The 23,219-nt window shown below is 71.6% G+C and carries 16 protein-coding genes; 10 read left to right on the plus strand and 6 right to left on the minus strand.

Annotated elements, in window-relative coordinates; translation table 11 throughout:
* Positions 1-3 precede the first annotated feature (3 nt).
* The 4 genes from mmsA to C6W10_RS03700 form a co-directional block, all read right to left on the minus strand.
* Entirely contained in the window at positions 4-1,620 is a 1,617-nt protein-coding gene (gene mmsA / locus C6W10_RS03685; RefSeq protein WP_107256532.1) for a multiple monosaccharide ABC transporter ATP-binding protein, read from the minus strand.
* Between the two features lie 423 nt (positions 1,621-2,043).
* Complete coding sequence (gene chvE, locus C6W10_RS03690; protein ID WP_107263628.1) at positions 2,044-3,171, minus strand: multiple monosaccharide ABC transporter substrate-binding protein; 1,128 nt, start codon at positions 3,169-3,171, stop codon at positions 2,044-2,046.
* A gap of 142 nt (positions 3,172-3,313) precedes the next feature.
* Positions 3,314-4,831, minus strand: a complete 1,518-nt coding sequence (gene araA / locus C6W10_RS03695; protein WP_107263629.1) for an L-arabinose isomerase — start codon at positions 4,829-4,831, stop codon at positions 3,314-3,316.
* Between the two features lie 259 nt (positions 4,832-5,090).
* A complete protein-coding gene (locus C6W10_RS03700; protein ID WP_107256534.1) occupies positions 5,091-5,636 on the minus strand; it encodes a DUF523 domain-containing protein in 546 nt (181 codons plus the stop codon).
* Positions 5,637-6,040: 404 nt separating this feature from the next.
* Between C6W10_RS03700 and C6W10_RS03705 the strand changes: the two genes are divergently transcribed.
* The 9 genes from C6W10_RS03705 to C6W10_RS03745 all read left to right on the plus strand — a co-directional run bounded on the left by C6W10_RS03705 (position 6,041) and on the right by C6W10_RS03745 (position 17,571).
* Positions 6,041-6,448 (plus strand): four-helix bundle copper-binding protein, encoded by a 408-nt coding sequence (locus C6W10_RS03705; protein WP_107256536.1) that lies wholly within the window; start codon positions 6,041-6,043, stop codon positions 6,446-6,448.
* Between the two features lie 217 nt (positions 6,449-6,665).
* Positions 6,666-8,261, plus strand: coding sequence for a hypothetical protein (locus C6W10_RS03710; protein ID WP_159104452.1), 1,596 nt, complete (start codon positions 6,666-6,668; stop codon positions 8,259-8,261).
* Between the two features lie 198 nt (positions 8,262-8,459).
* Positions 8,460-9,611, plus strand: coding sequence for a trypsin-like peptidase domain-containing protein (locus C6W10_RS03715; RefSeq protein ID WP_107256539.1), 1,152 nt, complete (start codon positions 8,460-8,462; stop codon positions 9,609-9,611).
* A 145-nt stretch (positions 9,612-9,756) separates the two neighbouring features.
* Entirely contained in the window at positions 9,757-10,956 is a 1,200-nt protein-coding gene (locus tag C6W10_RS03720) for a glycosyltransferase (protein ID WP_107256541.1), read from the plus strand.
* Positions 10,943-12,556 (plus strand): hypothetical protein, encoded by a 1,614-nt coding sequence (locus C6W10_RS03725; RefSeq protein WP_107256543.1) that lies wholly within the window; start codon positions 10,943-10,945, stop codon positions 12,554-12,556. The genes C6W10_RS03720 and C6W10_RS03725 overlap by 14 nt, the downstream gene beginning before the upstream one ends.
* A complete protein-coding gene (locus C6W10_RS03730) occupies positions 12,553-13,761 on the plus strand; it encodes a glycosyltransferase (RefSeq protein ID WP_107256545.1) in 1,209 nt (402 codons plus the stop codon). Before C6W10_RS03725 ends, C6W10_RS03730 begins: the two co-directional genes overlap by 4 nt.
* Positions 13,758-15,020, plus strand: a complete 1,263-nt coding sequence (locus C6W10_RS03735; RefSeq protein WP_107256547.1) for a hypothetical protein — start codon at positions 13,758-13,760, stop codon at positions 15,018-15,020. Before C6W10_RS03730 ends, C6W10_RS03735 begins: the two co-directional genes overlap by 4 nt.
* 27 nt (positions 15,021-15,047) lie before the next feature.
* Positions 15,048-16,319 carry a DUF1800 family protein gene (locus C6W10_RS03740; protein ID WP_107256549.1) on the plus strand — a complete coding sequence of 424 codons (1,272 nt, stop codon included), beginning with the start codon at positions 15,048-15,050 and terminating at the stop codon, positions 16,317-16,319.
* 1 nt (position 16,320) lies between these two features.
* Positions 16,321-17,571 (plus strand): DUF1501 domain-containing protein, encoded by a 1,251-nt coding sequence (locus tag C6W10_RS03745; RefSeq protein WP_369937801.1) that lies wholly within the window; start codon positions 16,321-16,323, stop codon positions 17,569-17,571.
* Between the two features lie 18 nt (positions 17,572-17,589).
* Here C6W10_RS03745 and C6W10_RS03750 read toward each other — a convergent pair whose 3' ends face one another.
* Together C6W10_RS03750 and C6W10_RS03755 are read right to left on the minus strand one after the other, a co-directional pair.
* Complete coding sequence (locus C6W10_RS03750) at positions 17,590-19,143, minus strand: sugar transferase (protein WP_234359379.1); 1,554 nt, start codon at positions 19,141-19,143, stop codon at positions 17,590-17,592.
* A gap of 252 nt (positions 19,144-19,395) precedes the next feature.
* Positions 19,396-20,355, minus strand: coding sequence for an LCP family protein (locus C6W10_RS03755; protein ID WP_234359575.1), 960 nt, complete (start codon positions 20,353-20,355; stop codon positions 19,396-19,398).
* Positions 20,356-20,909: 554 nt separating this feature from the next.
* On the opposite strand from C6W10_RS03755, the gene C6W10_RS03765 reads away from it, so the two are divergent.
* A complete protein-coding gene (locus C6W10_RS03765; RefSeq protein ID WP_107256554.1) occupies positions 20,910-23,186 on the plus strand; it encodes an APC family permease in 2,277 nt (758 codons plus the stop codon).
* Positions 23,187-23,219 lie beyond the last annotated feature (33 nt).

Here is a 23,219-nt window from a genome sequence, read left to right on the forward strand (position 1 = left end):
GGTCTACTCCTGTCCGTTCGTCGGTCCGCTCGGACGCCCGGCGGCGTCCGCCGGGTCGGGGTCGTCCGAGGTGGTGCGGGCGTCGCCGTGGTCGGCCTGGCCCTTGGTCATGTACCGCATCAGGTGTTCCTGGGTCGCCTCCGCGCGGGGCACCTCGGCGGTGACCCGGCCGGCGGAGAGGGTGTAGATGCGGTCGCAGAGGCCGAGCAGCTCGGGCAGCTCCGACGAGATGACCAGGATGGCCTTACCCTCGTCGGCGAGCCGGTTGATGATCGAGTAGATCTCGTACTTGGCGCCGACGTCGATGCCCCGGGTCGGCTCGTCGAGGATCAGCACGTCCGGATTGGTGAAGATCCACTTCGAGAGTACGACCTTCTGCTGGTTGCCGCCGCTGAGCTTGCCGGTCACGCTCAGCACGCTCGGCGCCTTGATGTTCATGCTCGCCCGGAACTCGTCGGCGACCTGGAACTCCCGGTGGTCGTCGACCCAGCCTCGCCGGGCCAGCCGGCTCAGACCGGCGGCCGAGACGTTCCGCTTGATGTCCTCGATCAGGTTGAGGCCGTATCGCTTGCGGTCCTCGGTCGCGTACGCGATGCCGTGCCGGATCGCGTCCCGCACCGACCGTACGGTGATCTCCCGACCGTCCTTGACCAGCCGGCCGGAGATGTCCGTCCCGTACGACCGTCCGAAGACGCTCATCGCCAGCTCGGTACGGCCGGCCCCCATCAGCCCGGCCAGCCCGACGATCTCGCCGCGCCGCAGCGTGAGGTTGGCGTTCGAGACCACCACCCGGCCGTGCTGGTTGGGGCTGTGCACGGTCCAGTCCTCGATCCGCAGCACCTCGCTGCCGATCCGCGGCTCGCGCGGCGGGAAGCGGTGGTCGAGGTCCCGGCCCACCATCCCGGAGATGATCCGGTCCTCGGTCACCACGTCGGTAGCTGGGTCAAGGGTCTCGATCGTCCGGCCGTCGCGCAGGATGGTGATCCGGTCGGCGATCGCGGCGATCTCGTTCAGCTTGTGCGAGATGATCACGCAGGTGATGCCCTGGTCGCGCAGGCCGCGCAGCAGGTCGAGCAGGTGCGCCGAGTCCCGGTCGTTGAGCGCGGCGGTGGGCTCGTCGAGGATGAGCAGCCGGACCCGCTTGGAAAGCGCCTTGGCGATCTCGACGAGCTGCTGCTTGCCGACGCCGATGTCGCTGACCTGGGTCACCGGGTTCTCGTGGAGTCCGACCCGGGCCAGCAGCTCGGCGGCCTCGTGGTTGGTCCGGTTCCAGTCGATCAGCCCACGGCTGGCCCGCTCGTTGCCGAGGAAGATGTTCTCGGCGATCGAGAGCTGCGGGCAGAGCGCCAGCTCCTGGTGGATGATGACGATGCCGCGCCGCTCGCTGTCCCGGATGTCGGCGAACTCGCAGGGCTCGCCGTCGAAGGAGATCTCCCCGGAGTACGAGCCGTGCGGGTAGACCCCGGAGAGCACCTTCATCAGGGTGGACTTCCCGGCGCCGTTCTCGCCGCAGATCGCGTGGATCTCACCCCGGCGCACCGAGAGGCTGACCTCGTGCAGCGCGCGTACCCCGGGAAAGGTCTTGGTGATGTCCCGCATCCGCAGAATGTCGTCGGTCATCAAGAGCCGCCCGGGAAACCCGTGGTTTCGGCCATGGGGAGGAGTGGGCGGTCAGGCGTGGCGTTGGTTTTCGACATGACGTCGACTCCTCCGTGTGGGCGGAACTGTCGGATGCGGCTGGGATGCTCGCGGGTGTGGAAGAGGTGGTGCGGTACACCTACCGCGTGTCGGGACCGGAACGCCGCGAGGACGATCCTCGCCACGGCAGAGCGTGACCGTGCTGGCGTCGACGACGTGAGACATGCGATCACCTCCTTCCGAGACGGTGGTCGGGTGCGGTCCGAGCCAGAAATCCCCCGGCTACCAACCATGGGGAAGCACCAAGCCAACGGATCGCCTCCAGGGGTCGGTGAGTGCCCATGTGTTACTGCCACGGGCGCGGCGGCCGCACCGGGGATCACCCGGGCGACCGCCGCGACCGTACTACTGGAGCTGCTCCGGCTTGTAGTAGCCGGTGTCGATCAGCGCCGCCTTGTAGTTGGCCTTGTTGACGATCACCGGGTCGAGCAGGAAGGAGGGCACGACCTTGTTGCCGTTGTCGTAGTCCTTCTCGTTGTTGACCTCGGGCTTGCTCCCCTTGAGCACCGCGTCGGCCATCTTGATCGCCACCTCGGCGAGCTGCCGGGTGTCCTTGTAGATGGTCGAGTACTGCTCACCGGCGATGATGGACTTCACCGAGGCAACCTCGGCGTCCTGCCCGGTCACGATCGGGTACGGCTGCCCGGTGGTGCCGTAGCCGTTGCTCTTCAGCGCCGACAGGATGCCGATCGACAGCCCGTCGTACGGCGAGAGCACGCCGTCGACCTTCACCCCGCTGCTGTACGTCTTGGTCAGCAGGTCCTCCATCCGGCGCTGCGCGGTGCCGGCGTCCCAGCGCAGGATCGCGACGGTCTTGAAGTCCTTCTGCCCGCTCTTGACCACCAGGGTGCCCTTGTCGATGTACGGCTGGAGCACCGACATCGCGCCGTTGAAGAAGAAGGTGGCGTTGTTGTCGTCCGGCGAGCCGGCGAAGAGTTCGATGTTGAACGGGCCCTTGGCGGTGCCGTCGCTGCCGTCCTCGTTCTTCAGCTTCAGCCCGACCAGCAGCGAGGTCGCCTGCTGCACCCCGACCTTGAAGTTGTCGAAGGTGGCGTAGTAGTCGACGTTCGGGCTGTTGCGGATCAGCCGGTCGTACGCGATGACCGGGATCTTGTTGTCCGCCGCGTTCTGCAACTGGGTGGTGATGGCGGTGCCGTCGATCGAGGCGATGATCAGCACCTTGGCGCCCTTGGTGATCTGGTTCTCGATCTGGGCCACCTGGGTGGGGATGTCGTCCTGGGCGTACTGGAGGTCGACCTTGAAGCCGAGCTTCTCCAGGCCCGCCTTGACGTTGTTGCCGTCGTGGATCCACCGCTCGGAGGACTTCGTCGGCATGGTGACCCCGACGAGCGCCCCGGCGTTGTCACCGGAGCCGGCCTCCTGGTCCACGGTCTTGGTGCTCGATCCGCACGCGGTGAGCGCGACGGCGAGCGTGGCGGCGCTGGCCACCGCCGCGAGCCGGACGAATTTCATCTGGTCCTCCATTTCCTGGTACGGCGTGCGGGTCCCGGTCCGCCGCCGGCCCGGGTCACGGGACGGTCGGCGGGCCGGTGCGGGTGACGGTCTCACGGCCGCCCGGGCGACGTGCCCCCGGGTGCGTGCCCCGCCGGTCGGGTCAGCCCCGGCCGGGCAGACCCTGGGCGAGTCGGTGGTATGCCTGGTTCCAGCGCAGCCGGTCCCGGAAGTCGGCGGTCGTGGTCCGCTCGTCGATCAGCACCAGCTCGGTGTGCAGCATGTCGGCGAAGTCGCGCAGCGTGGCCGAACCCACCGCCTGGGTCAGCACCGTGTGGTGCGGCCCCCCGGCGGTGAGCCACGACTCGGCCGAGGTGCTCAGCGACGGCGCCGGCTTCCACACCGCCCGGGCGACCGGGAGCCGGGGCATCGGCTCGTCCGGCGGCACCACCTCGATCTCGTTGGCGACGAGGCGGAACCGCTCGCCGAGGTCGGCCATCCCGATCACCACCCCGGGGCCGGGGGTGGCGTCGAAGACGAGCCGGACCGGATCCTCACGGCCGCCGATGCCGAGCGGATGGATCTCGCAGGACGGGCGGGCGCTCGCGATGCTGGGACAGACCTCCAGCATGTGCGCGCCGAGGATCTTCGGTTCACCCGGCCCGAAGTGATAGGTGTAGTCCTCCATGAACGAGGTGCCCCGGGGCGATCCGGCACCCATCGCCTTGACCGCGGCGAGCAGGGTCGAGGTCTTCCAGTCGCCCTCGCCGCCGAAGCCGTAGCCGTCGGCCATCAGCCGCTGTACGGCGAGTCCGGGCAGTTGCCGCAGCCCGCCGAGATCCTGGAAGTTCGTGGTGAACGCCCCGAACCCGCCGTCGACGAGGAACTCCCGCAGACCGGCCTCGATCCGGGCCGCGTACCGCAGCGACTCGTGCCGGTCGCCGTCCTTGGCCAGCTCCGGGGCGAGCCGGTAGGTGTCGGCGTACTCGCCGACCAGGCGCTCGACCTCCTGGTCGGCGACCCGGTCCACCACCTCGACCAGGTCGTTGACCCCGTAGGTGTTCACCGAGACACCGAAGCGCAGCTCCGCCTCCACCTTGTCGCCCTCGGTGACGGCGACGTCGCGCATGTTGTCGCCGAACCGGGCCAGCCGGAGGTTGCGCAGGTGCGCGTAGCCGAGCGCGGCGCGGGCCCACTCGTCGATCCGGGTCACCACGGTCGGGTCGGAGGCGTGTCCGGCGACGGTCTTGCGGGCCAGCCCGAGTCGGGTCTGGATGAAGCCGAACTCCCGGTCACCGTGGGCGGCCTGGTTGAGGTTCATGAAGTCCATGTCGATGGACTCCCAGGGCAGCGCCTCGTTGAGCTGGGTGTGCAGGTGCAGCAGGGGCTTGCGCAGCGCGTCCAGGCCGGTGATCCACATCTTGGCCGGCGAGAAGGTGTGCATCCAGGCGATCACGCCGAGGCAGCCGGGGTCGGCGTTCGCCTCCAGCAGGACCGCGCGGATCGCCGACGTCTCGGTGAGGACGGGTTTCCAGACGATGTCCGCGACGATCTGACCCGAGCCGGTGAGCGTACGCAGGATCTGCTGCGACTGGGACGCGACCTGGTCGAGGGTCTCCGGACCGTACAGGTGCTGGCTGCCGGTGAGGAACCAGATCTGCGGATGCGTGGCCGGCGGCATGTCCACCTCTCCTACTTGGGGCATGGCTCCTGCCAGCCCCGACGGTCTGGTCGCGATCACGTCGCGAGCCGAGTGTTACCGCTAACATTGGAGCAGTCAAACCGTACACCGTAACGCTTCAGTAACGGGAGACCGGGGAATCCGCAGGTAGTACGTCGAGGCGTCGAGCGGTCGATCCGGCACGTCGAACGGTCGACGTGAATGGCTTCGACACCCCGCCTCGGTGCATTTCGGCGCTCGGTCCCGGGCCTTTCGGCGCTCAGGCCCGGGGTGTCGCCGGGTCGGGTGGGAACGGCGCCGAGGCGTCGTACTCGTGGTGCGCCACGACCCGGAACCCGTTGCGCAGCAACAGGGCCGCCGTGACACCCTGGCCCGCCACCCGGTTGCGCCGGAACGTCCCGTCACTGATCTGCCGGCAGCCGCAGGAGGGGCTGTAGTCCTGGAGTACCGCCCCTGCCGCCCCGGTAGCCCGGGCGATCCGCAGGGTCCGCCGGGCACCCGCCAGGTACTCCTCGGTCACGTCCTCGCCCCGCTGGGTCAGCACCCGGGCACGGCCGTCCAGGACGTCGAAGCCGTCCCCGCCGACGATTTCCGCACGGTCGCGCGGGGTCGGCAGCCCACCCATCACCTCCGGGCAGACCAGTCGGACCCGGGCGTCGGCGGCGGGCGCGACCTCCTCCTTCGCGGCGCCGCCGTCGTAGGCGCACCGGGTGCCGGCCAGGCAGGCGCTCATCAGGAACGGGGCGCCGCCCTCCGGCACGGGCCCGGACGGTCGGTCGTCGTCAGCACCGGTTGCGGCGTCCATATCCGGTCCTCCGCGGTTCGCTCGACAGCTCGGCACGGAACAGCGCGATCCCGGTAGCGATTCTAGGCGGCGCAACCGGCCTCAGGCCGGACCCGGACGCCCAGGCCGGGCAACCGAGGTCACGCCGGACAAGCAACGTCACGCCGGGCAACCGACGTCAGGCGGGGCAGCCGACGCCGCGACCGGGCGACCGAGCGGGCGGCGGAGCGGCCGGCACCGAGGGGACACCGGGGACCAGAGCACGGGTACGCAGTCGAGGGGCGCCCAAACGGGGCAGCTCGACAGTCCCAGCCGGAGGGAGTGCCCGCCCGGTCGCGCCCCGAATGAACCTCGGCGGCACCGGGTATCGGCAGGTGGACGGCCCACGAACGCGGAGCCGACCGCCGACGCGAGGAGGCGCGGAGATGATTGCCGCCACCCGACCCATGCTGGCCACGTACCCGGGAGAGATCAACCTCGACCGCGACCTGCTGGCCAGGTCGATCGACGCGCTGCTCGCCTGCGCCCAGGCCTGCACCTCGTGCGCGGACGCCTGCCTGAGCGAGGCGGACGTCGCCCAGCTCGTCAAGTGCATCCGGACCGACCTGGACTGCGCCGACGTCTGCTCCGCCACCGCCCGGGTGCTGTCCCGGCACACCGGCTACGACGCGAACCTCAGCCGCAGCCTGCTCGAGGCGTGCGCGACCGCCTGCCGGTCCTGCGCCGAGGAGTGCGAGCGGCACGCCAAGATGCACGAGCACTGCCGGATCTGCGCCGAGGCGTGCCGGGTGGCCGAACGGGCCTCCCGGGAACTGCTCGCGGCGATGGGCTGACAGCCGATCCGTCCCCGGGACCCGACCGAGCGGACCGCTCGTCCGGACACTGTCCACTTCGTCCCCGTCGCACCGAACACCCTGAGTCAGTACTCAGGTACTATCACCGGACGACTGCGGCGGGCACTACCCGACCACCGGACCCCTTGGAGGGGCCTCGGGCGCACTGGTCTCGCCTCGCTAGGATCCGCACAGGGCGAAGCGGAAGTGGGTTGGGATGCAGCCAGTGGGTCCGTACCAGTTCATCGAGGCGGTCAGCCTCTGCCAGGTCGGCAGCGTCTGGTCCGCCATCGACGGGCAGGGCAACTCGTACACGGTGGCTGTGCTGGACGCCGCCGTCGCGAGTGACCAGCGCTGGCGGGACGCCTTCGCCGGCACCGCGCACGCACTGGCGCAGCCCGGTTCGGGCGGTCCCCGTTACGTGCACGCCGAATTCGCCGGCACCGCGCACGCACTGGCGCAGCCCGGTTCGGGCGGTCCCCGTTACGTGCACGCCGAATTCGCCGCCCCCGCGCCCTGGGTCGCCTACGCCGCCAGCGAGGCCAACGGCGCCGAGCGGCTGTTCGCGGCGCTGGGCATGGAGTGCCGGCCCGCCCAGGAGCAGCTCGGGGACGACGAGTCGCCGACCATGAAGACCGCCGTCGTCGCGCCGAACGCCACCGGCTCGACGGACGGCTCCGGCTCGACCGGCGGCCCCGGCTCGACCGGCTCCGCGACGGCCGACGACGAGGAACTGGCCAGCCCCACCACCCGGCTCACCCCGGGCGTGCCGCCCCCGACCCCCTGGCAGGCCGGGCCACCACAGTCGACGCCGCCGGTGAACGCCACCCCGACGTCGGCGCCACCGCACCAGACCTCCGCACCACCGCACCAGACCTCCGCACCGCCGCACCAGACCTCGGCACCGCCGCACCAGATCTCCACTCCGCCGTACCAGAGTTCGGCGCCGCCCTACCAGAACTCCGCGCCGCCCTACCAGGTCTCGGTACCGCCGGACTCCATCTCCGGGCCGCCGCAGCCGCTCCCCGAGATGCCGCAGGCGTACCCGGCCGACCCGTCGCCGAGCCCGTCCGGATACGACCCGCTCTATTCGCCGGTGCGGCACATCGTCCCCTCCGAACCGAAGCCGCGCCGCAACCGGCTCTGGATCGGCATCGCCGCACTCGTCGTGCTGCTCCTGGTCGGCGGTGGGACGATCTTCGCCCTGGCCGCCAACGGCGACGACCCCGAGCCGCGACCGACCGCTGCCCCCGAGTCGGTCAGCCCCACCCCGTCCGCCGTGGCGATCCCCACCGCCCCGCCGGTCGCGCCGGGCAAGGAGCCGCCGAAAGAGGTGAAGTGGCCGGCGGACTGGCCGAAGTTCAATCCGAGTTTCCCCTTCCACACCCTCGAACTCGAAGGTCTCGGCTTCCCGCTCAAGACTCCGCAGGCCTGGCAGTGCACGCCGGCCGGACAGGCCGAGGGGTACGCGAAGTACAACTGCGGGGTACCGCCGGGTTCGGGGCCGGAGATCGGCGGCGAGTTGGTGGTCCGGTCATGCTCGCCGTGCGACGGCGACTCGCGCTACCGGATGCGCCTGGCCGAGGAGGCCTGGGGGCTGCAATGGAACCGCGCCGGAGGGTCCGCCCTCTACGCCGAGTCGTTCCATCTTGAGGGGACTCCGGAGCGACGCTACGGGCTGGTCCTGATCGGCTACTACCGCACCGGTGCCGATGTCGACCGCCAGATCGTGCTCCGGATGACCTCGCCGGTGGACGGCGCCGGCCAGATCCGTCGGGTCGCGAACTACCTCCGTGATACGTTGATCTTCTGATTGAAGATCGACGATCTTGAATCGCATGTGTGCGCAGCCGAGAACGGATCCGGGCCGGCAGTGAGCAGAGACGTCCATCGCGGCGCAGAGCCGACCTCGTCGCACCGGGACACCGACGCCGGCCGGCGTGGCTGGTCGGGTCGACGGCGAATCCCTCGGGCCAGCGTTGCCGGGTCGGCTCGGCCGGGCAGCGCGGCGATGGCGTCGGCGGCGGCGGTCGCGCTCGTCGCGGTCGCCATGGCCGGCCCACCCGCGAGCGCGGCACCGGGGCTCACCCCGAACGAACCGGCAACCGCGGTGGCCGGCCGGAGCACCGTCTATCTGGAGGCGACGTTCACCGGCTACCTGCGGTACGCCGAACCGGACGGCACGAGCCGACAGGAGCGGGTGACCGTACACCGCCGGTGCAGTGGCGTGATCGTCAACCCGGACGGACACGTCGTCACCGCCGGCGGCTGCGTACGGCCCGACGAGCGGGAACTGCTGGCCGACGCCCGGTACGCGCTGGCACAGACCCTCGTCGGGGCGGCGCGACTGCCCGCCGACGGGGTGGACGGTTTCGTCCGCAGCATCGGCGAGAAGGCCACCTTCACGGGTCTGCGTCCCGGCCAGCAACCCGCGTCGACACTGTGGGGGCAGCTCGGCGTCGCCCGGCCGGGAAGCACCGCCACGCCCGCGATCCGGACCACCCTGCTCGGCGTGGAGCAGGGCCTCGCCCTGGTCAAGATGTCCCGGTCGGGCCTGTCGGCGATCGAGGTGCACGCCGGTGCCGACCCGAAACCGGGCAGCCAGGTCGTGGTCCTGGGGTACGGACCCGACGAGCCCGACACCGGCTCCGCCGAGTACCGGCAGCGGGCCCGACCGGTCGAGGTCGCCGCCGCCGCACCGGATCGGCTGGCCGGCGACGGCCTCGGGCCGAGTTTCCGGGGCAGTCCGGTGCTGGACCCCGAGGGTCGGCTCCTCGCCATCGCCGACCGCGACCCGTCGGCGACCGATGGCCGGAACCGGCGACTCGTCCCCGCCACGGCCGTCGCCGCACTGCTCGCCGGTACCGGAGTCGCGAACCGGTTGAGCGAGGTCGACCGCGCCTACCGGGACGGGCTGCACGCCTACTTCGCGGGACAGTTCTCGACGGCGATCCGACGGTTCGACGACCTCCTCCGGCTGGCACCCTCGCACAGCTCCGCGCAGACGTACCGGGAGCGGGCACAGCACCGGCTCGACGTCGACGGCGACGCGGTCGAGAATTCCGCGCAGTGGCTCCGCTATCTGCTCTCGGCGGCCGTCGGAGTCCTCCTCATCGCCGTCGCCGGCCGCGTCCAACGGTTCGCCCGGGGCAGAGCGGGTTAGCGACCGCGAGAGTCGCCGGTACCGGCCGGAGTGGAACCGGACCGGTACCGGTGAGGCCCGTGCCGCAGTGAGCGCCTGTACTACTATCTGGCGCGGCTCGCCGCACGGCCAGGGCTACCGCCAACGCCACGTGCCGGCGCGACCGATGCCGGGTGCACTCCGGGCGGCTCACCGACGGCTGCGCGGCCGTGCCCGGGGTTCGAGGGGAGGAACGGAGATCGCCGCGTCATCTGCGGAGACATCAGGGGCCCGGACCGCACCGCTGGCAGGACGCTCCGTCGCACTGGTACACGAGTGGTTCGGCGCGACGGGCGGCTCGGAGAACGTCTTCCTCTCGCTGCACGGGATAATCCCGCACGCCACCGGTTTCGTCCTCTGGCGGGACCGGGACGCCCGGCGTGGACTCGAGTTCCGGGAGTCCTGGCTGGCCCGTACGCCGCTGCGCCGGGCGAAGGCGCTGGCCCTGCCGGTGATGCCGCTCACCTGGCGTACCCTGACCCGGGAGCGGTTCGACGTCGTCATCTCCTCCAGCCACGCGTTCGCGCACACCGTGAAGCTGCGGCAGGACGAGGACACCCGCTATCTCAGCTACGTGCACTCGCCGGCCCGCTACCTGTGGAGTCCCGACTTCGACGGGCGCGGCTCCGGCGGGCTCCTCGCGCTGCCCCGTACCGCGTTGCGGCGTACCGACCGGCGACTCAGCCGCCACGTGCACAGTTACGCCGCGAACTCGGCCGAGGTGCGCTCGCGCATCCGGCGGTTCTGGGGGCGGGACGCCCGGGTGATCAACCCACCGGTCGACGTGGACTACTACCGGGACGCGCCCGCGTCGCAGCGCCGGCAGAACCGCGACTACCTGCTCGGGGTGGGGCGCTGGATTCCGTACAAGAACTTCGATCTGATGATCGAGATCGCCGACGCCGCCGGCCTGCCGCTGGTCATCGCCGGCTCCGGGCCCGCGGAGGAGTCGCTGCGGCGGGCCGCCGCCCGGGTACGGGTGCCGGTCAGCTTCGCGCACCGCCCGTCCCAGGAACGGCTCCGCGAACTGTACTGGGGTGCCAGGGCACTGCTCTTCCCCGCGCACGAGGACTTCGGCATCATCCCGGTCGAGGCGATGGCCTGCGGCACACCGGTGCTCGGGTTCCGGCGCGGCGGTCTGCTGGAGACCGTCGTCGACGGGGAGACCGGCTTCCTGCTCGACTCCTCGGACCCGCGCCGGTACGCCGACGCGCTGCACCGCCTCGACGAGCTGGACCCGTCCCGGATCACCGCCCGCGCCGCCGCCTTCTCGGCGGACGTCTTCGCGGCCAACGTGACGTCGTGGGTCAGCGATGAAGCGCGCTGACCGGGAGACCGGCTCCGGCGCGACCCTTCGCGCCGCCCGCTGGCGTACCGGTCCCGTCGTCGCGTCGGTGGCCGGGGCCGCGCTGGTCGTGCTCCTCGGCGTCACCACCGTGCTCCCCCGGCCCACCGTGGCCGGGCTGCTCGGCCTGGTCGTGGTGGCGATCTGCCTGGCCGCGCTCTACCACGCCACCGTCGCGGAGTCCTTCGCACCGGTGGCGGTGACGTTCTGGGCGTTCGTCGGGGTGTGGGTCGGCTTCGCGCCGCTGCTACAGATCCGGGACCGCCGGCTCCCCTGGCCGGACCTGCCGCTGTACCAGCACTACGTGACGGCTCAGGTGATCCTCATCCTGGCCGTCACCGCGTACTGGGCCGGTTACGCCCGCCGGCTGCCCGCACCCCGGCAGGTCTCGTCGGGCCGGCTCCGGGTCACCGTCGAGAAGGCGATCGTGCTGACCGGGCTGGCCCTGGTGATGGCGGTGGTCTGCCTGCCCCGCACCGGCGGGCTGGCGGTCCGGTTCACCAGCCGGGACGACCTGCAACGCGCCATCGAGCAGGCGGGGCTGCGCGGCGGCCAGGACCTCGCGCTCCTCGGGCTGTTCAGCACGCTGCCGGCCGCGACCAGCGTGGTCGCGCTGATCCTCTGCCTGCTCTGCTGGCGCAACCGCGGCTACGCCGACGCGCGGGCCCGACTGATCCTGGCCCTCGCCACGGCCGTCGCGGTCGCGCTGAACCTCGTCTACAACAACCCGCTGACCGCGAACCGGTTCTCGTCGTTCAGTGTGATGCTCGCCGCCGGCCTGGCGCTGGTCAGGCTCCGGCGGCAACGCTGGCGGACGTTGTTCTCGGTCGGGATGCTGCTCGGGCTCGCCGTCCTCTATCCCCTGGCCAACCTCTTCCGCAACGACCGGTCACGCGGCAACCTGCGACTGGGGCTGGACGCCTACTACACCTGGGACTTCGACGGGTTCCAGCAGACCGTCAACGCCGCCTTCTACGTCGACAGCCAGGGCCACACCTGGGGCCACCACCTGATCTCGGCGCTCTTCTTCTGGGTGCCGAGGTCGCTGTGGGAGGGCAAGGCGATCCCCGCCGGGAACGTCGTCGCGGACAGCCGGGGTTACGAGTTCCAGAACCTGGCCCTGCCGTTCTGGGCCGAGGTCTTCGTCGAGTTCAGCCTGGTCGGCGTGGTGGTGCTGTTCTTCTGCTACGGCAAGCTCGCCCGGCGGCTCGACCGGGCGTTGAACAGCTCGCCGGCACACCTGCCGGTCGCGCTCGCCGTCATCTTCGCCGCCTGCCAGATCGGGCTGTTGCGGGGGCCGCTCGGCGCGCAGATCCCGTTCGTCGGTGCCGCGTTCGTGGTGCTGCTGGTCGGCGTACTCGGCTGGCGCGGCCGGATCTGGGGCCTGACCAGGCCGGACGAGACCGCCGCGACAGCCGGGGCGACCGGGCCGGCGGCAGAGCCGGGCGAGCCCGCCGAGCCCGCCACGGAACCGAGCGAGCCGGCCGAGCCGGCGGCGGAGTCGAGCGAGCCGGCGGCGGAGCCGACCGAGCCGGCGGCGGAGTCGACCGAGCCGAGCGAGCCGGCCGAGGTGCCGAGATGAGCCGGCCGAGGGTCGCCGTCCTCGCCGACTGGTGGTGGCCGAACCTGGTCGGCGGGGCGGAGCGGTCCGCCCGGTCCGCCGCGCTGGAACTCGCCCGGACCGCCGAGGTCACGGTCTTCGTACCGGCGCCGGCCGACGAGGTGTACCGGGACGGGCCGCTCGTCGTGCACGCCGTGCGGCGGCCGTACGCCCGGCGGGTGCACGCCGACTCAGCACTCCGGCGGGCGCTGGAACTGCTGACCGCGTGGCTGCTGCCGGCGGTCGCGTCCGGGCAGATCCGCGCACTGCGGGCGTACCGGCCCGACGTGGTGGTGGCGACGAACATCTCCCGTACCGGCCCGTGGCTGCTGCGCTGGGCCCGGTCGAACGGGATCCGGCTGGTCCGGTCGTACCACGACCTGAGCGACACCTGCTGGCGGCGCTCCCGCCGTCGGGGAAGCGGAAACTGCGCCGACATCTGCGCCGACTGTCGGGTCAAGACGGCGGTGATGCGCCGGGCGACCCCACCCGGGACGGTCGCCGTCTGCGTCTCCGGCTTCGTCCGGGACGAGCTGCAACGGGCCGGACTGACCAGCCCGGAGACCAGCCTGGTGGCCTATCCGCTGCTCGGTACGGCGACGGTCGCGCCGGAGGGGTACCGCCCCGACCCGACGCGCCGGGTCCTCGGCTATCTCGGCCGGATCGCCCCGGTGAAGGGCGTCGAGGCGGCGATCCGCACCGCCGCCGCGTACCGGCGGAACACCGGCACGGCGGTCACCATGCTGGTCGCCGGTGAGGGGCAGCCGGACTACCTGCGACGGTTGGCGGACCTCGGCACCGCGCAGGGGATCGAGGTGGACTTCGCGGGCCGGCTGGACGTCGAGGCGTTCTGCGCCCGGATCGACGCGGCGCTGATCCCGTCGACCTGGATGGAACCGTTCGGCCGGGTGGTGGTGGAGGTGGGCAGTCACGGCCGGCCGATGCTCGTCTCGCGGGTCGGCGGGCTGCCCGAGGCCGCCGCCGTCTCGGGTGGACGGTTCGCCTTCACCGACTTCGCGGACCCGGAGGCTGCCGCCCGTACCCTCGACGAGCTGCTCGCCGGGAAGGCGGAACCGGCGAACCCGCCCGGCCGGGGCGCGGCGATCGGCCTGGAGCAGGGCGTGGTGAGCGCCGTCGCGCGGGCGCTGGAGGGTCGGCCCGGTACCCGGGAGGAGCGACCCGCGTGACGGAGACGGCGACGACGACCGGCGGGCGTGCCCGCTCCGCCGGACGGTCCTGGTCCACTCCGGCCCTCACCATGGGCCAGCTCGGGCTGATGGCCACCAGCCTGGTCTTCAGCCTCTCTCTCGGCTACGCGGGCGGACTGGCGGCGATCGGCGCCGTCGCACCGGCGATGCTGGTCTTCCAGCTCAGTTGCGGCGTCCTGCAACGTACCCTCGCCGAGGCGACGCTGCTGGCCACCGCGAGTGAGGGCCGGCCGGCCGACCGGGCGACCTGCCGGTGGTCGGTGGCTGCCGCGCTGGCCGGCGGCCTGCTCGGCGCCGTCGTCGCGTTCCTGTCCAGTCTGGCCGTCCCCGACGTGCCGGTGGAGCTGGCCCTCGGCTACGCGGCCGGCATCCCGTTCGTGATCGCGCTCGACATCGGCCGCTCGGCGGCGGTGGCCGCCGGTGCCGCCCGGTCGGCGTTCCTGGAGTCGACGCTCTGGCTGGTCGTCCAGGTGGCGGCGGCGCTCTGCTTCGCGGCGTTGCGCTCGCCGCTCGGCATCTGCCTCTCCTGGGCGGTGGTGAACGCCGTCTTCCTGCTCGCCGCCGCCCGGCAGCCGGACCGCCGGCCGGCCCTGCGCGGCCTGCTGCGGTGGATCCGGTCCCGCCGGGCGGTCATCGGAGCCGCCTCGCTGGACGCCTTCGTGCTCGGCGTGACGCCGGTACTGGCGATCCAGGTCACCGCGTTCGTCAGTACGGCTGCCACGCTCGGCGTGATCCGGGTCCTGCAACAGGTACTCGCACCGCTGGCGTTCGTCTCGATAACCGTCCGGCGGGTGCTCATCTACCGCCGGCGCGACGACAGCGGCCGTACGGTCTGGCAGGATCTCCGCGACGGTCTGCTGTCGCTGGCCCTGATGACCGCCGGTGCGGTGCTGCTCGGCCTGGCGGTGCTGCTCGGTCGACGGATCGTGCCCGCCCTGGCCTTCATCCCGGTCGGCGCCGCACTGGTCGCGGCGGGCGCGGAGAAGGCGGCGCTCGGTTTCTCCTACGGCTGCTCGTTGAGCAGGTTCGTCCGGGGCGAGTTCGACGTCCTGCTCCGGGCCCGCTACGTGATGCTCGGCCTCACCGTGGTCGCGGCGCCACTGCTGACACTCCGCTGGGATGCGACCGGCTATCTCGTCGGCTCGGCGCTCGGCATGGTCGGCTACTCCCTGGCGCTGCTCGGCCTGCCGGACGGTCGGCGGGCCGCCCCGGCCGGGTCGCGGGCCGGGTTTTCCTGACCGGAGTCCGTCCCCTATGTTTGCTACATGACCGACGTCGTCGCGCTCCTGCTGCGTCGGGCCGGTTTCGGTCCCACCGCCAGCGAGCTGTCCGCGGCGAAGCAGGCCGGTTACCGGGCGACGATGTCCGCCCTGCTCTCCCCCGCCGGCCCGGACGTCGGCGCAACCAGTGCCCCGATTCCCGTACTCGCCCGGGATCCGTACGCGGGACAGCGCGATCCCACTCCGGAGCAGAAGGTCACCTTCGAGCGTCGCCGGGAGATCGAGACCGAACAGATCACCCGCTGGTGGGTGGACCGGATGACGGTCGCCAGCCACCAGGCGGTGGAGAAACTGATCTTCTTCTGGCACGGCCACTGGGCCACCTCGATCAAGAAGGTCCGCAGCCCGCAGCTGATGATGGTGCAGCACCGCACCTTCCGGCAGTCGACGGACTTCGTGACGATGGCCCGGCAGATGGTGGTCGACGCGGCGCTGTCGCTCTATCTGGACGGCAACCGCAACACCCGGCGGGCACCGAACGAAAACCTCGCCCGCGAGCTGTTCGAGCTGTTCATGCTCGGGATCGGCCAGTACACCGAGAAGGACGTCAAGGAGGCGGGCCGGGCGCTGACCGGCTGGCGTTACAGCCTCGCCCAGGAACGCTCCGTCTTCAACCCCGCCGAACACGACGGTGGCAGCAAGACGATCCTCGGCTCGACGCAGGACTTCACCGCCGGCACCCTGATCGACCTGCTGCTGGCGCAGGAGGCCTGCCCACGGTTCATCGCCTCCCGGCTCTGGTTCCGCTACGGGTCGTCGACCCGTCCCCTGCCGGACGCGCTGCGGGACAGGATGGTCGCCGCGTTCCCGATCCCGATGGCGATGCTCAAGGTGATGTTCTCCGACGACGCGTTCCAGGCGACCAACGGCGAGATGGTCAAGCAGCCGATCGAGTGGTTCATCGGCGCCCTGCGGCAGCTCGGGCTCCGGCCGGCGGCGCTGCCGACGGAGACCCACGACGAGCTGCTCAAGATCCTGGAGGACCTGGGCCAGCTACCGTTCGCACCGCCCAACGTCGGCGGCTGGCGGGCCGGTGGCGCCTGGCTGACCTCCGCCGCCGCCCAGGTCCGGCTCCGGCTCGCCGGCAAGATCGCCGAACGGGCCGCGGTCGACCGGCTGACCCCGGAGAACCTGGCGTACCTGCTCTGCGTCGACACCTGGTCCAACCGGACGTACGCGGTGCTGCGCGACGCGGCCGGCGATCCGCGCCGGCTGCTGACCCTCGGCCTCGTGAGCCCGGAATACCTGGTGGCCTGAGATGATGGACATACAGACACGGCGGCGGTTCCTCCTCACCTCGGGGGTGGTCGGTGCCGGCGCGCTGGCCGCCGGTGCCGGCACGTTGGGCCTGGCCGAACTGCTCCGCACGGCGGACAGCGCCCGGGCCGCCACCGACGGCAAGCTCGTGGTGGTCACCCTCTACGGCGGCAACGACGGCCTCAACACCGTCGTGCCGTACGCGGACCCCGCCTACCACTCGGCCCGGCCCGAGCTGGCCTACGATCCGGCCGAGGTGTTGCACCTCGACGACCGGCTGGGGCTCAATCCGAAGCTGCGGGGGCTGAAGAAGCTCTGGGACGAGAAGCGGCTCGCCATCGTCCTCGGCGTCGGATATCCCCGGCCCGACCGCAGCCACTTCCGGTCAATGGACATCTGGCAGACCGCCTCGCCGACCAGTCCGGTGCCGACCGGCTGGGTGGGACGGTGGCTGGACGGCACCTCGGCGTCGCCGGAGACGGCGGTGAGCTTCGAACCCGTACTCCCGCCGCTGCTGGCCGGGGAGAGCCGGGCCGGTGCCTGCGTCAGCCCGGCCGGACTCAAGCTGCCGAACGGGATAACGCCGGAGATGATCGCCGCGCTGGGTCGGTCCGAGTCGGGCGAGTCGGCACTGCGTGGCCGGGCCGCGTCCGCCTACGCAGACCTGCTGCACGTGGAGCACCTGATCCGGGAGGCGGAGCAGGCGCCGAGGGACCCGGCGGGCCAGGAACTCGAACTCCTCACCACCGGCACCGGCCGGACGAGTTCCCTCGGTACCCAGCTCGCGCTGGTGGCGCGCTGTGTCGAGGCCGGCGTACCGACCCGGGTCTACTCGGTGAGCCTGGACGGTTTCGACACCCACGCCGACGAGATCGGCGCCCACGAGAGCCTGCTGAAACGGCTCGACGACGCGCTGTCGGGTTTCGTCGCCCGGATGTCCCGGACCGAGGCGGGCCGGCAGGTGACGGTGCTGGTCTACAGCGAGTTCGGCCGGCGGGTCAGGGCGAACGCCTCGGACGGTACCGACCACGGCACCGCCGGCCCGGTCTTCGTGCTCGGTCACCGGGTGGCCGGCGGATTCCACGGCGAACAGCCGAGCCTGGCCGATCTCGACGACGGCGACCTCAAGTCCGACCTGGACCTGCGTACCGTCGTCGGCACCCTGCTCGAGTCGGTGTTGGACGCCGAACCCGAGCGCTATCTCGACGGCTTCCAGGGCAGGTGGCTGCCGCTGCTCCGGGCCGCCGCCTGACGGACCGGTGCCGACGGCTCAGCGACCACCGCCGCGGAACACCTCGGCGATCGTCCGGACCAGCACCTTGGTGTCGAGCCAGAGCGACCAGTTCTCGATGTAGTAGTTGTCGAACCGGGCCCGGTCGGAGATCGGGGTGTCCCCGCGCAAGCCGCTGACCTGGGCGAGGCCGGTCAGACCGACCGGTACCCGGTGCCGCATCGCATAGTCGGGGTGTTCGGCGGAGAACTTCTCCACGAAGTACGGGCGCTCGGGGCGGGGCCCGACGACGGTCATGTCGCCGCGCAGGATGTTCCAGAGCTGGGGCAGCTCGTCCAGGGACGTACGCCGCATGAACCGGCCGATCGGGCCGACCCGGCGGTCGTCCGCGATGGACCAGTTGGTCTGTGACTCGTGCTCGTCCCGGGGACGCATCGTACGGAACTTGATCACCTTGAAGGGTTTGCCGTACTGCCCGATCCGCTCCTGCCGGAAGAAGATGCCCCGGCCGCCTTCGAGGAACGTCAGCATCGCGCAGAACAGGATGACCGGGCTGAGCACGACGATCGCCACCGAGGCGAGCACGAGGTCGGAGGCGCGCTTCACCGCCCAGCGCGGCCCGGAGAGGGTGGTGTACCGGATCTGCACGACCGGGATCGCTCCGATGTGGTCGGGCATCCCACCGGGTGAACGCGACCCCCAGAGCCGCTGCACCGCCCAGAGGTCGCAGCCGGCGCTCGCGGGGCGGCTCAGCAGCTCCATCAGCGCCGGTTCCGGGCACTCCGGATCGGCGATGATCAGGACGTCGCACTCCGTCATCGCGATCCGCTCCTCAAGGTCCTCAAGGGTGCCGATCAGCGGCACCGAACCCGGGAGGTGGCGGCGGGTGGAGTCGACGCATCCGGCGAACCGGAGGCCGTACCGGGGGTTGCGCCGGAGCAGCCGGGCCAGCTCCAGCGAGAGGGGGCCGCTGCCGATGATGATGGCGTTGTGCTCCACCCAGCGGCGTTGACGTGCGAGTACCACCGCACGTCGGGTGATCGTGCGCCCCACGATGACCAGTCCGGCGGAGAGGGCGATGCCCCGCATGAAGCCGGCGACGTACTCCACCGAGCCGTGCCGCATCGCGGCGATGATCGCCACGGTGCCGGCCGAGGCGAGCAGCCGGCCGCAGAGGGTGGGCAGTTCGTCGAGGATGCTCATGTGCCGCCGGCCCCGATAGAGCCCGCCGGCCGCGAAGATGGTCACCGTGAGACCGGCGGCGAACAACGTCCCCCGCCAGTAGCGGTCGCTCAGCAGCAGCGGGACCAGCAGGGCGACCAGGTCGACCGGGGCGGTCACCATCCAGGCCCGGAGGCTGCGGGTCCGCTTCGAGGTGGCCGAGACGGCGTACGGGAGCACGGCGGTGGTGTCGAGCCCGGGCTGGAGCCGCTGCCCCATGGGCTCGTCCGCCGCGCGAGGGCGTGGGATCGTCCGCTGGTCGTCCTCGGCCGGTCGGGACTGCTCCACCGGCTGCGGCGCCAACAGACCGGCGTCGTGACTGAGCGCACGTTTCATCGCCGCGCCGGGCTGCACTGCCGGCCATCTCGTCATCTCCATGACCTCCCCCGGTACACGGTCGCGGGATCCCGAGGCCGTGCGAAGTCGCCAGCAGGATACGGCCCGGCCGCCCGTGTTTCCAGGGCCACCCGTGCGCCGTCCGGCGCGACCGGGCCGGTGGCGACCCGGCGGTACGCGCCGTCGCGGCCGTGTTCCGGCGGCGCGTCGAGCCGGTGGTGGTGGCCGGGGCTGGCTCCCGGTCACCGATCCGATGTGGACTGCGAGACACCGCGGCTGTGTGCCGGGCTAGTTCTTGGCGTTGCTCAGGATCTCCGGCACCGCGTCCCGGCGGACCGCTTCGTAGAACTTCTTGGCCCTGTCCCGGTCGGCGAAGACGACGCTCTCGCTGCCGACCCGGCCGGTGCCCTGGGTCGGACTCGTCACGAAGGTGAGGTTGCCGCTGCGCAGATGCCGCAGCTCCATGCCCATGTCGAGCATCGAGAGGGTCTTGTCGACCGAGACCGCGTCGGCGGAGGCCCGGACGAAGGAGTTCAGCTTGGCCGGGTTGGCCAACGTACCGCCGGAGGCGGCCTTGTCCAGGATGGCGCGGATGACCTGCTGCTGGTGCCGGATCCGGGCGAAGTCGCCGTCCTTGAACGCGTAGCGCTCCCGGGCGTAGTCCAGCGCCTGCGCGCCGTCCATCACCTGGGTGCCCTTCTTGAACTCGCGGCGTCCGCTCGGCAGCAGCGAGTGCGTCGAGGTGAACCCCTCCTCGACGGTGATCTGCACGCCGCCGAGCGCGTCGACGATCTCCTTGAAGCCGGCGAAGTCGACGAGCGCCACGTGGTCGACGCGGACCCCGGTGAACTTCTCGACCGTCTGCACCATCAGCGGGATGCCGCCCCAGGCGTAGGCCGCGTTGATTTTGGCGTCCCGGCCGCCGTGCTTGCCGTCCTTGGACTTGGGCACGTTGACCCAGGTGTCCCGGGGGATCGAGACGAGTTGGGCGCTCGACCGGTCCGCCGGCAGGTGGGCGAGGATGATGGTGTCGCTGCGCGAGCCGCCGGTGTTGGACGGGTCACGGGTGTCACTGCCGAGGATCAGGATGTTCTTGGCGTCCTTCGCCACCTTGACCGGGCGGGACTCCTCCGGCACCGCGTCGAACGCCTCGACCCGCTCGATGCCGGACTCCAGCGAATGGACATAGATGCCGGCCGCGACCGCGCCACCGCCGCCCAGCAATGCCAACACCAGCAGGGTGATCAGGACTATCCGCCTGGTGCGTCGCCGCCGTTTCGGAGCCGGTGCGCCCGGGGACCTCCCGTCGGGAGCCACCGTGATGACCTCGGTGGAGTGGGACTCCGCGAGTTGGGGTTGGTGTGGCATGGCTCGATGCTACTGACCGGTGCAACAGCGTAGTGGCCGGGATCCGGGCCGCCACGGCCCGTCCGACCGGTACTGCTGCGTCGCAGGTCAGCGCAGCCACGGTCGACGGACGGTCCCGGATCGTCCCGATGACCTCGTCGGACGAACCGCCCGCCCGGGACGGCGGCACGGAGCCGACCAACGTTCGTGTCGGGATCGAGGTGGTGGTCCGGGGCCGGCGGGAGCGACTGTCGCATAGCCGTCAAGCCCGACATCCGTCGTGCCGCTGCCCGTGCCGGTGCCGGTGCCGGTGCCGGCCGTGCCGTACCGGGTTGTCGACGGTTCCGGCCAGCTCGGCGGCCTCGTACTTTCCGGCCGAGTATCGCCATTCCCGTGCCGTGGGCCAGCCGGATCGGTGACAGTGCGAGGCGGAGGCGGGCAGGACGAGGCGGAGCATGGTGGGGCGGCAGGAGCGGAACGGGCACGGCGGCACACCGCCGGAGCACCCGACGATCACCTTCAGCCCGTCGGCCGAGTTCCCGCCGCTGAACGAGACCGAGCTGGCCGCCCTGCACGAGGTCGGCCGGCGGTGGCGGTCTGACCTGCGGGACCGTCCACCCCGGGACGCCGTACTGCCGCTGGATCCGAGCCTGGAGCAGTACCGGCACCCGCCCGCGCCGAGTCGCTTCCACCGGCTGGGCCGGATCGAGATGTTCCGGACCGAGCGACGGGGGCAGTTGACCGCGACCGGCCCGACGAGCAGCACCGACACCCGGATCGGCCGGGTCACCGGCGCCCTCCGGCGTGCCCTGCTCGGACCACCGCTGGCGAGCGCGGCGGTGCTCCAGGAACGGATGCGGAAGCTGATCGCGCTTCCGGTGCTCTCCTCCGACCTGCTCTCCTCGGTGGCGTACGGGCCGGAGGCGATGCTCGCGATCCTGGTACTGGCCGGCAGCGGCGCACTCGGGCTCTCCCTGCCGATCGCCGCCGCGCTGGTGATACTGATGATCACGGTCGGCACGTCGTACCGGCAGACGGTCTACGCCTATCCGCACGGCGCCGGCTCCTATCTGGTGGCCTCCGACAGCCTCGGTCCCCGGTTCGGGCTCACCGCCGCGGCCGGGCTGATCCTCGACTACGTGCTGACCGTCTCGGTCTCGGTGGCGGCCGGGGTGCAGGCGATCACCTCGGCGCTGCCCGGACTGACCCCGTTCACGGTCCCGTTCGGGCTGCTGGTGATCGCCGGGCTGCTCGCCGGCAACCTGCGCGGGGTACGGGCGGCCGGGAAGATCTTCGCCGCGCCGACGTACCTCTTCATCGCCGCCATCGGCCTGCTCTTCGTCGTCGGCGTGGCCCGGGCGGCGGGCCGGGGCTTCGAGCCGGTCCCGCCGCCGCCGGTCGGCGCGGTGGAGGGGCTCGGCCTGCTGGTGGTGCTCCGGGCCTTCGCCTCCGGCGCGGCCTCGATGACCGGGATCGAGGCGGTTGCCGACGCGGTGCCGGCGTTCCGGCCGGTCGAGTGGCGCCAGGCCCGGACCACCCTGACCTGGATGGTCGCCATCCTGGTGGTGCTCTTCGCCGGGCTGACCCTCCTGATCCACTTCAACGGGCTGGTCCCCCGGGCCGACGAGACGCTGCTCTCCCAGCTCGCCCGGGAGACCTTCCGCACCGGACCGTGGTACGCGCTGATCCAGGCCGCCACCACCCTGGTCCTGCTGCTCGCCGCGAACACCGCCTTCAACGACTTTCCCCGGCTGCTCTTCTTCATGGCCCGGGACAGCTACGCCCCCCGACGGTTCCTGCACATGGGAGACCGGCTCGCGTTCAGCAACGGGATCATCGCGCTGGCCGTGGCGGCGGCCCTGATCTTCGTGGCGTTCGGCGGCTACACCCAGTCGCTGATCCCGCTCTACGCCGTCGGCGTCTTCCTGGCCTTCACCCTCTCGCAGAGCGGCATGGTGATGCACTGGCGCCGACACCGCGCCCCGGGCTGGCGCTGGCGGGCGGCGCTGAACGCGACCGGCGCGGTGCTCTGCGCCCTGGTCCTGGTCACCGCCGCGATCACCAAGTTCGTCGAGGGCGCCTGGGTGGTGGTGGTCGCCGTGCCGCTGCTGGTGCTGCTCTGCCTGCACATCCGGTGGCACTACGACGCGATGCGGCAGGCGCTGACCCTGCCGGCCACCACGCCCGGCACCGACACCGCCGCCACCCGACCCGACGGCCGCACCGGGGCCGAACGGACCGGCGCGGCGGAGCAGGGCCGCCGGCCGAACGAGGTGGCCGAGACGACCGGACCGGGCGACCTGCGGGTCGACCTGACTCCGGGCGAGGTACGACACCTGGTGGTCGTACCGGTGGCCCGGCTGAACCTGGCGGCGCTGCGGGCGCTGGCGTACGCCGCGTCGCTCGGGCAGCCGGCCTTCGCGGTGCACCTGAGTCCGGAGCAGGAGGAGGCCGACCGGTTCCGCCGACAGTGGGAGACCTGGGGCGACCACCTGCGGCTGGAGACGATCATCTCGCCGTACCGGACCGTGATCGCGCCGCTGGCCCAGTACGTCGAGGCCCTGCACTCGGTCCGTCCGGAGGTCACCCTGACCGTGGTGGTACCGGAGATCGTGGTCCGGCACCTGTGGCACCAACTGCTGCACACCCGTACCGAGCTGCGGCTGCGGCGCGCGCTGCGGGACGTACCCGGGGTGGTGGTCACCAGCGTCCCCGTCCACCTGCCCGAATAGCGCCCGGAGCCGTCGTGGTCTGACGTCCTCGGC

This window comes from Plantactinospora sp. BB1, from assembly GCF_003030385.1.
Taxonomy (GTDB): Bacteria; Actinomycetota; Actinomycetes; order Mycobacteriales; family Micromonosporaceae; genus Plantactinospora.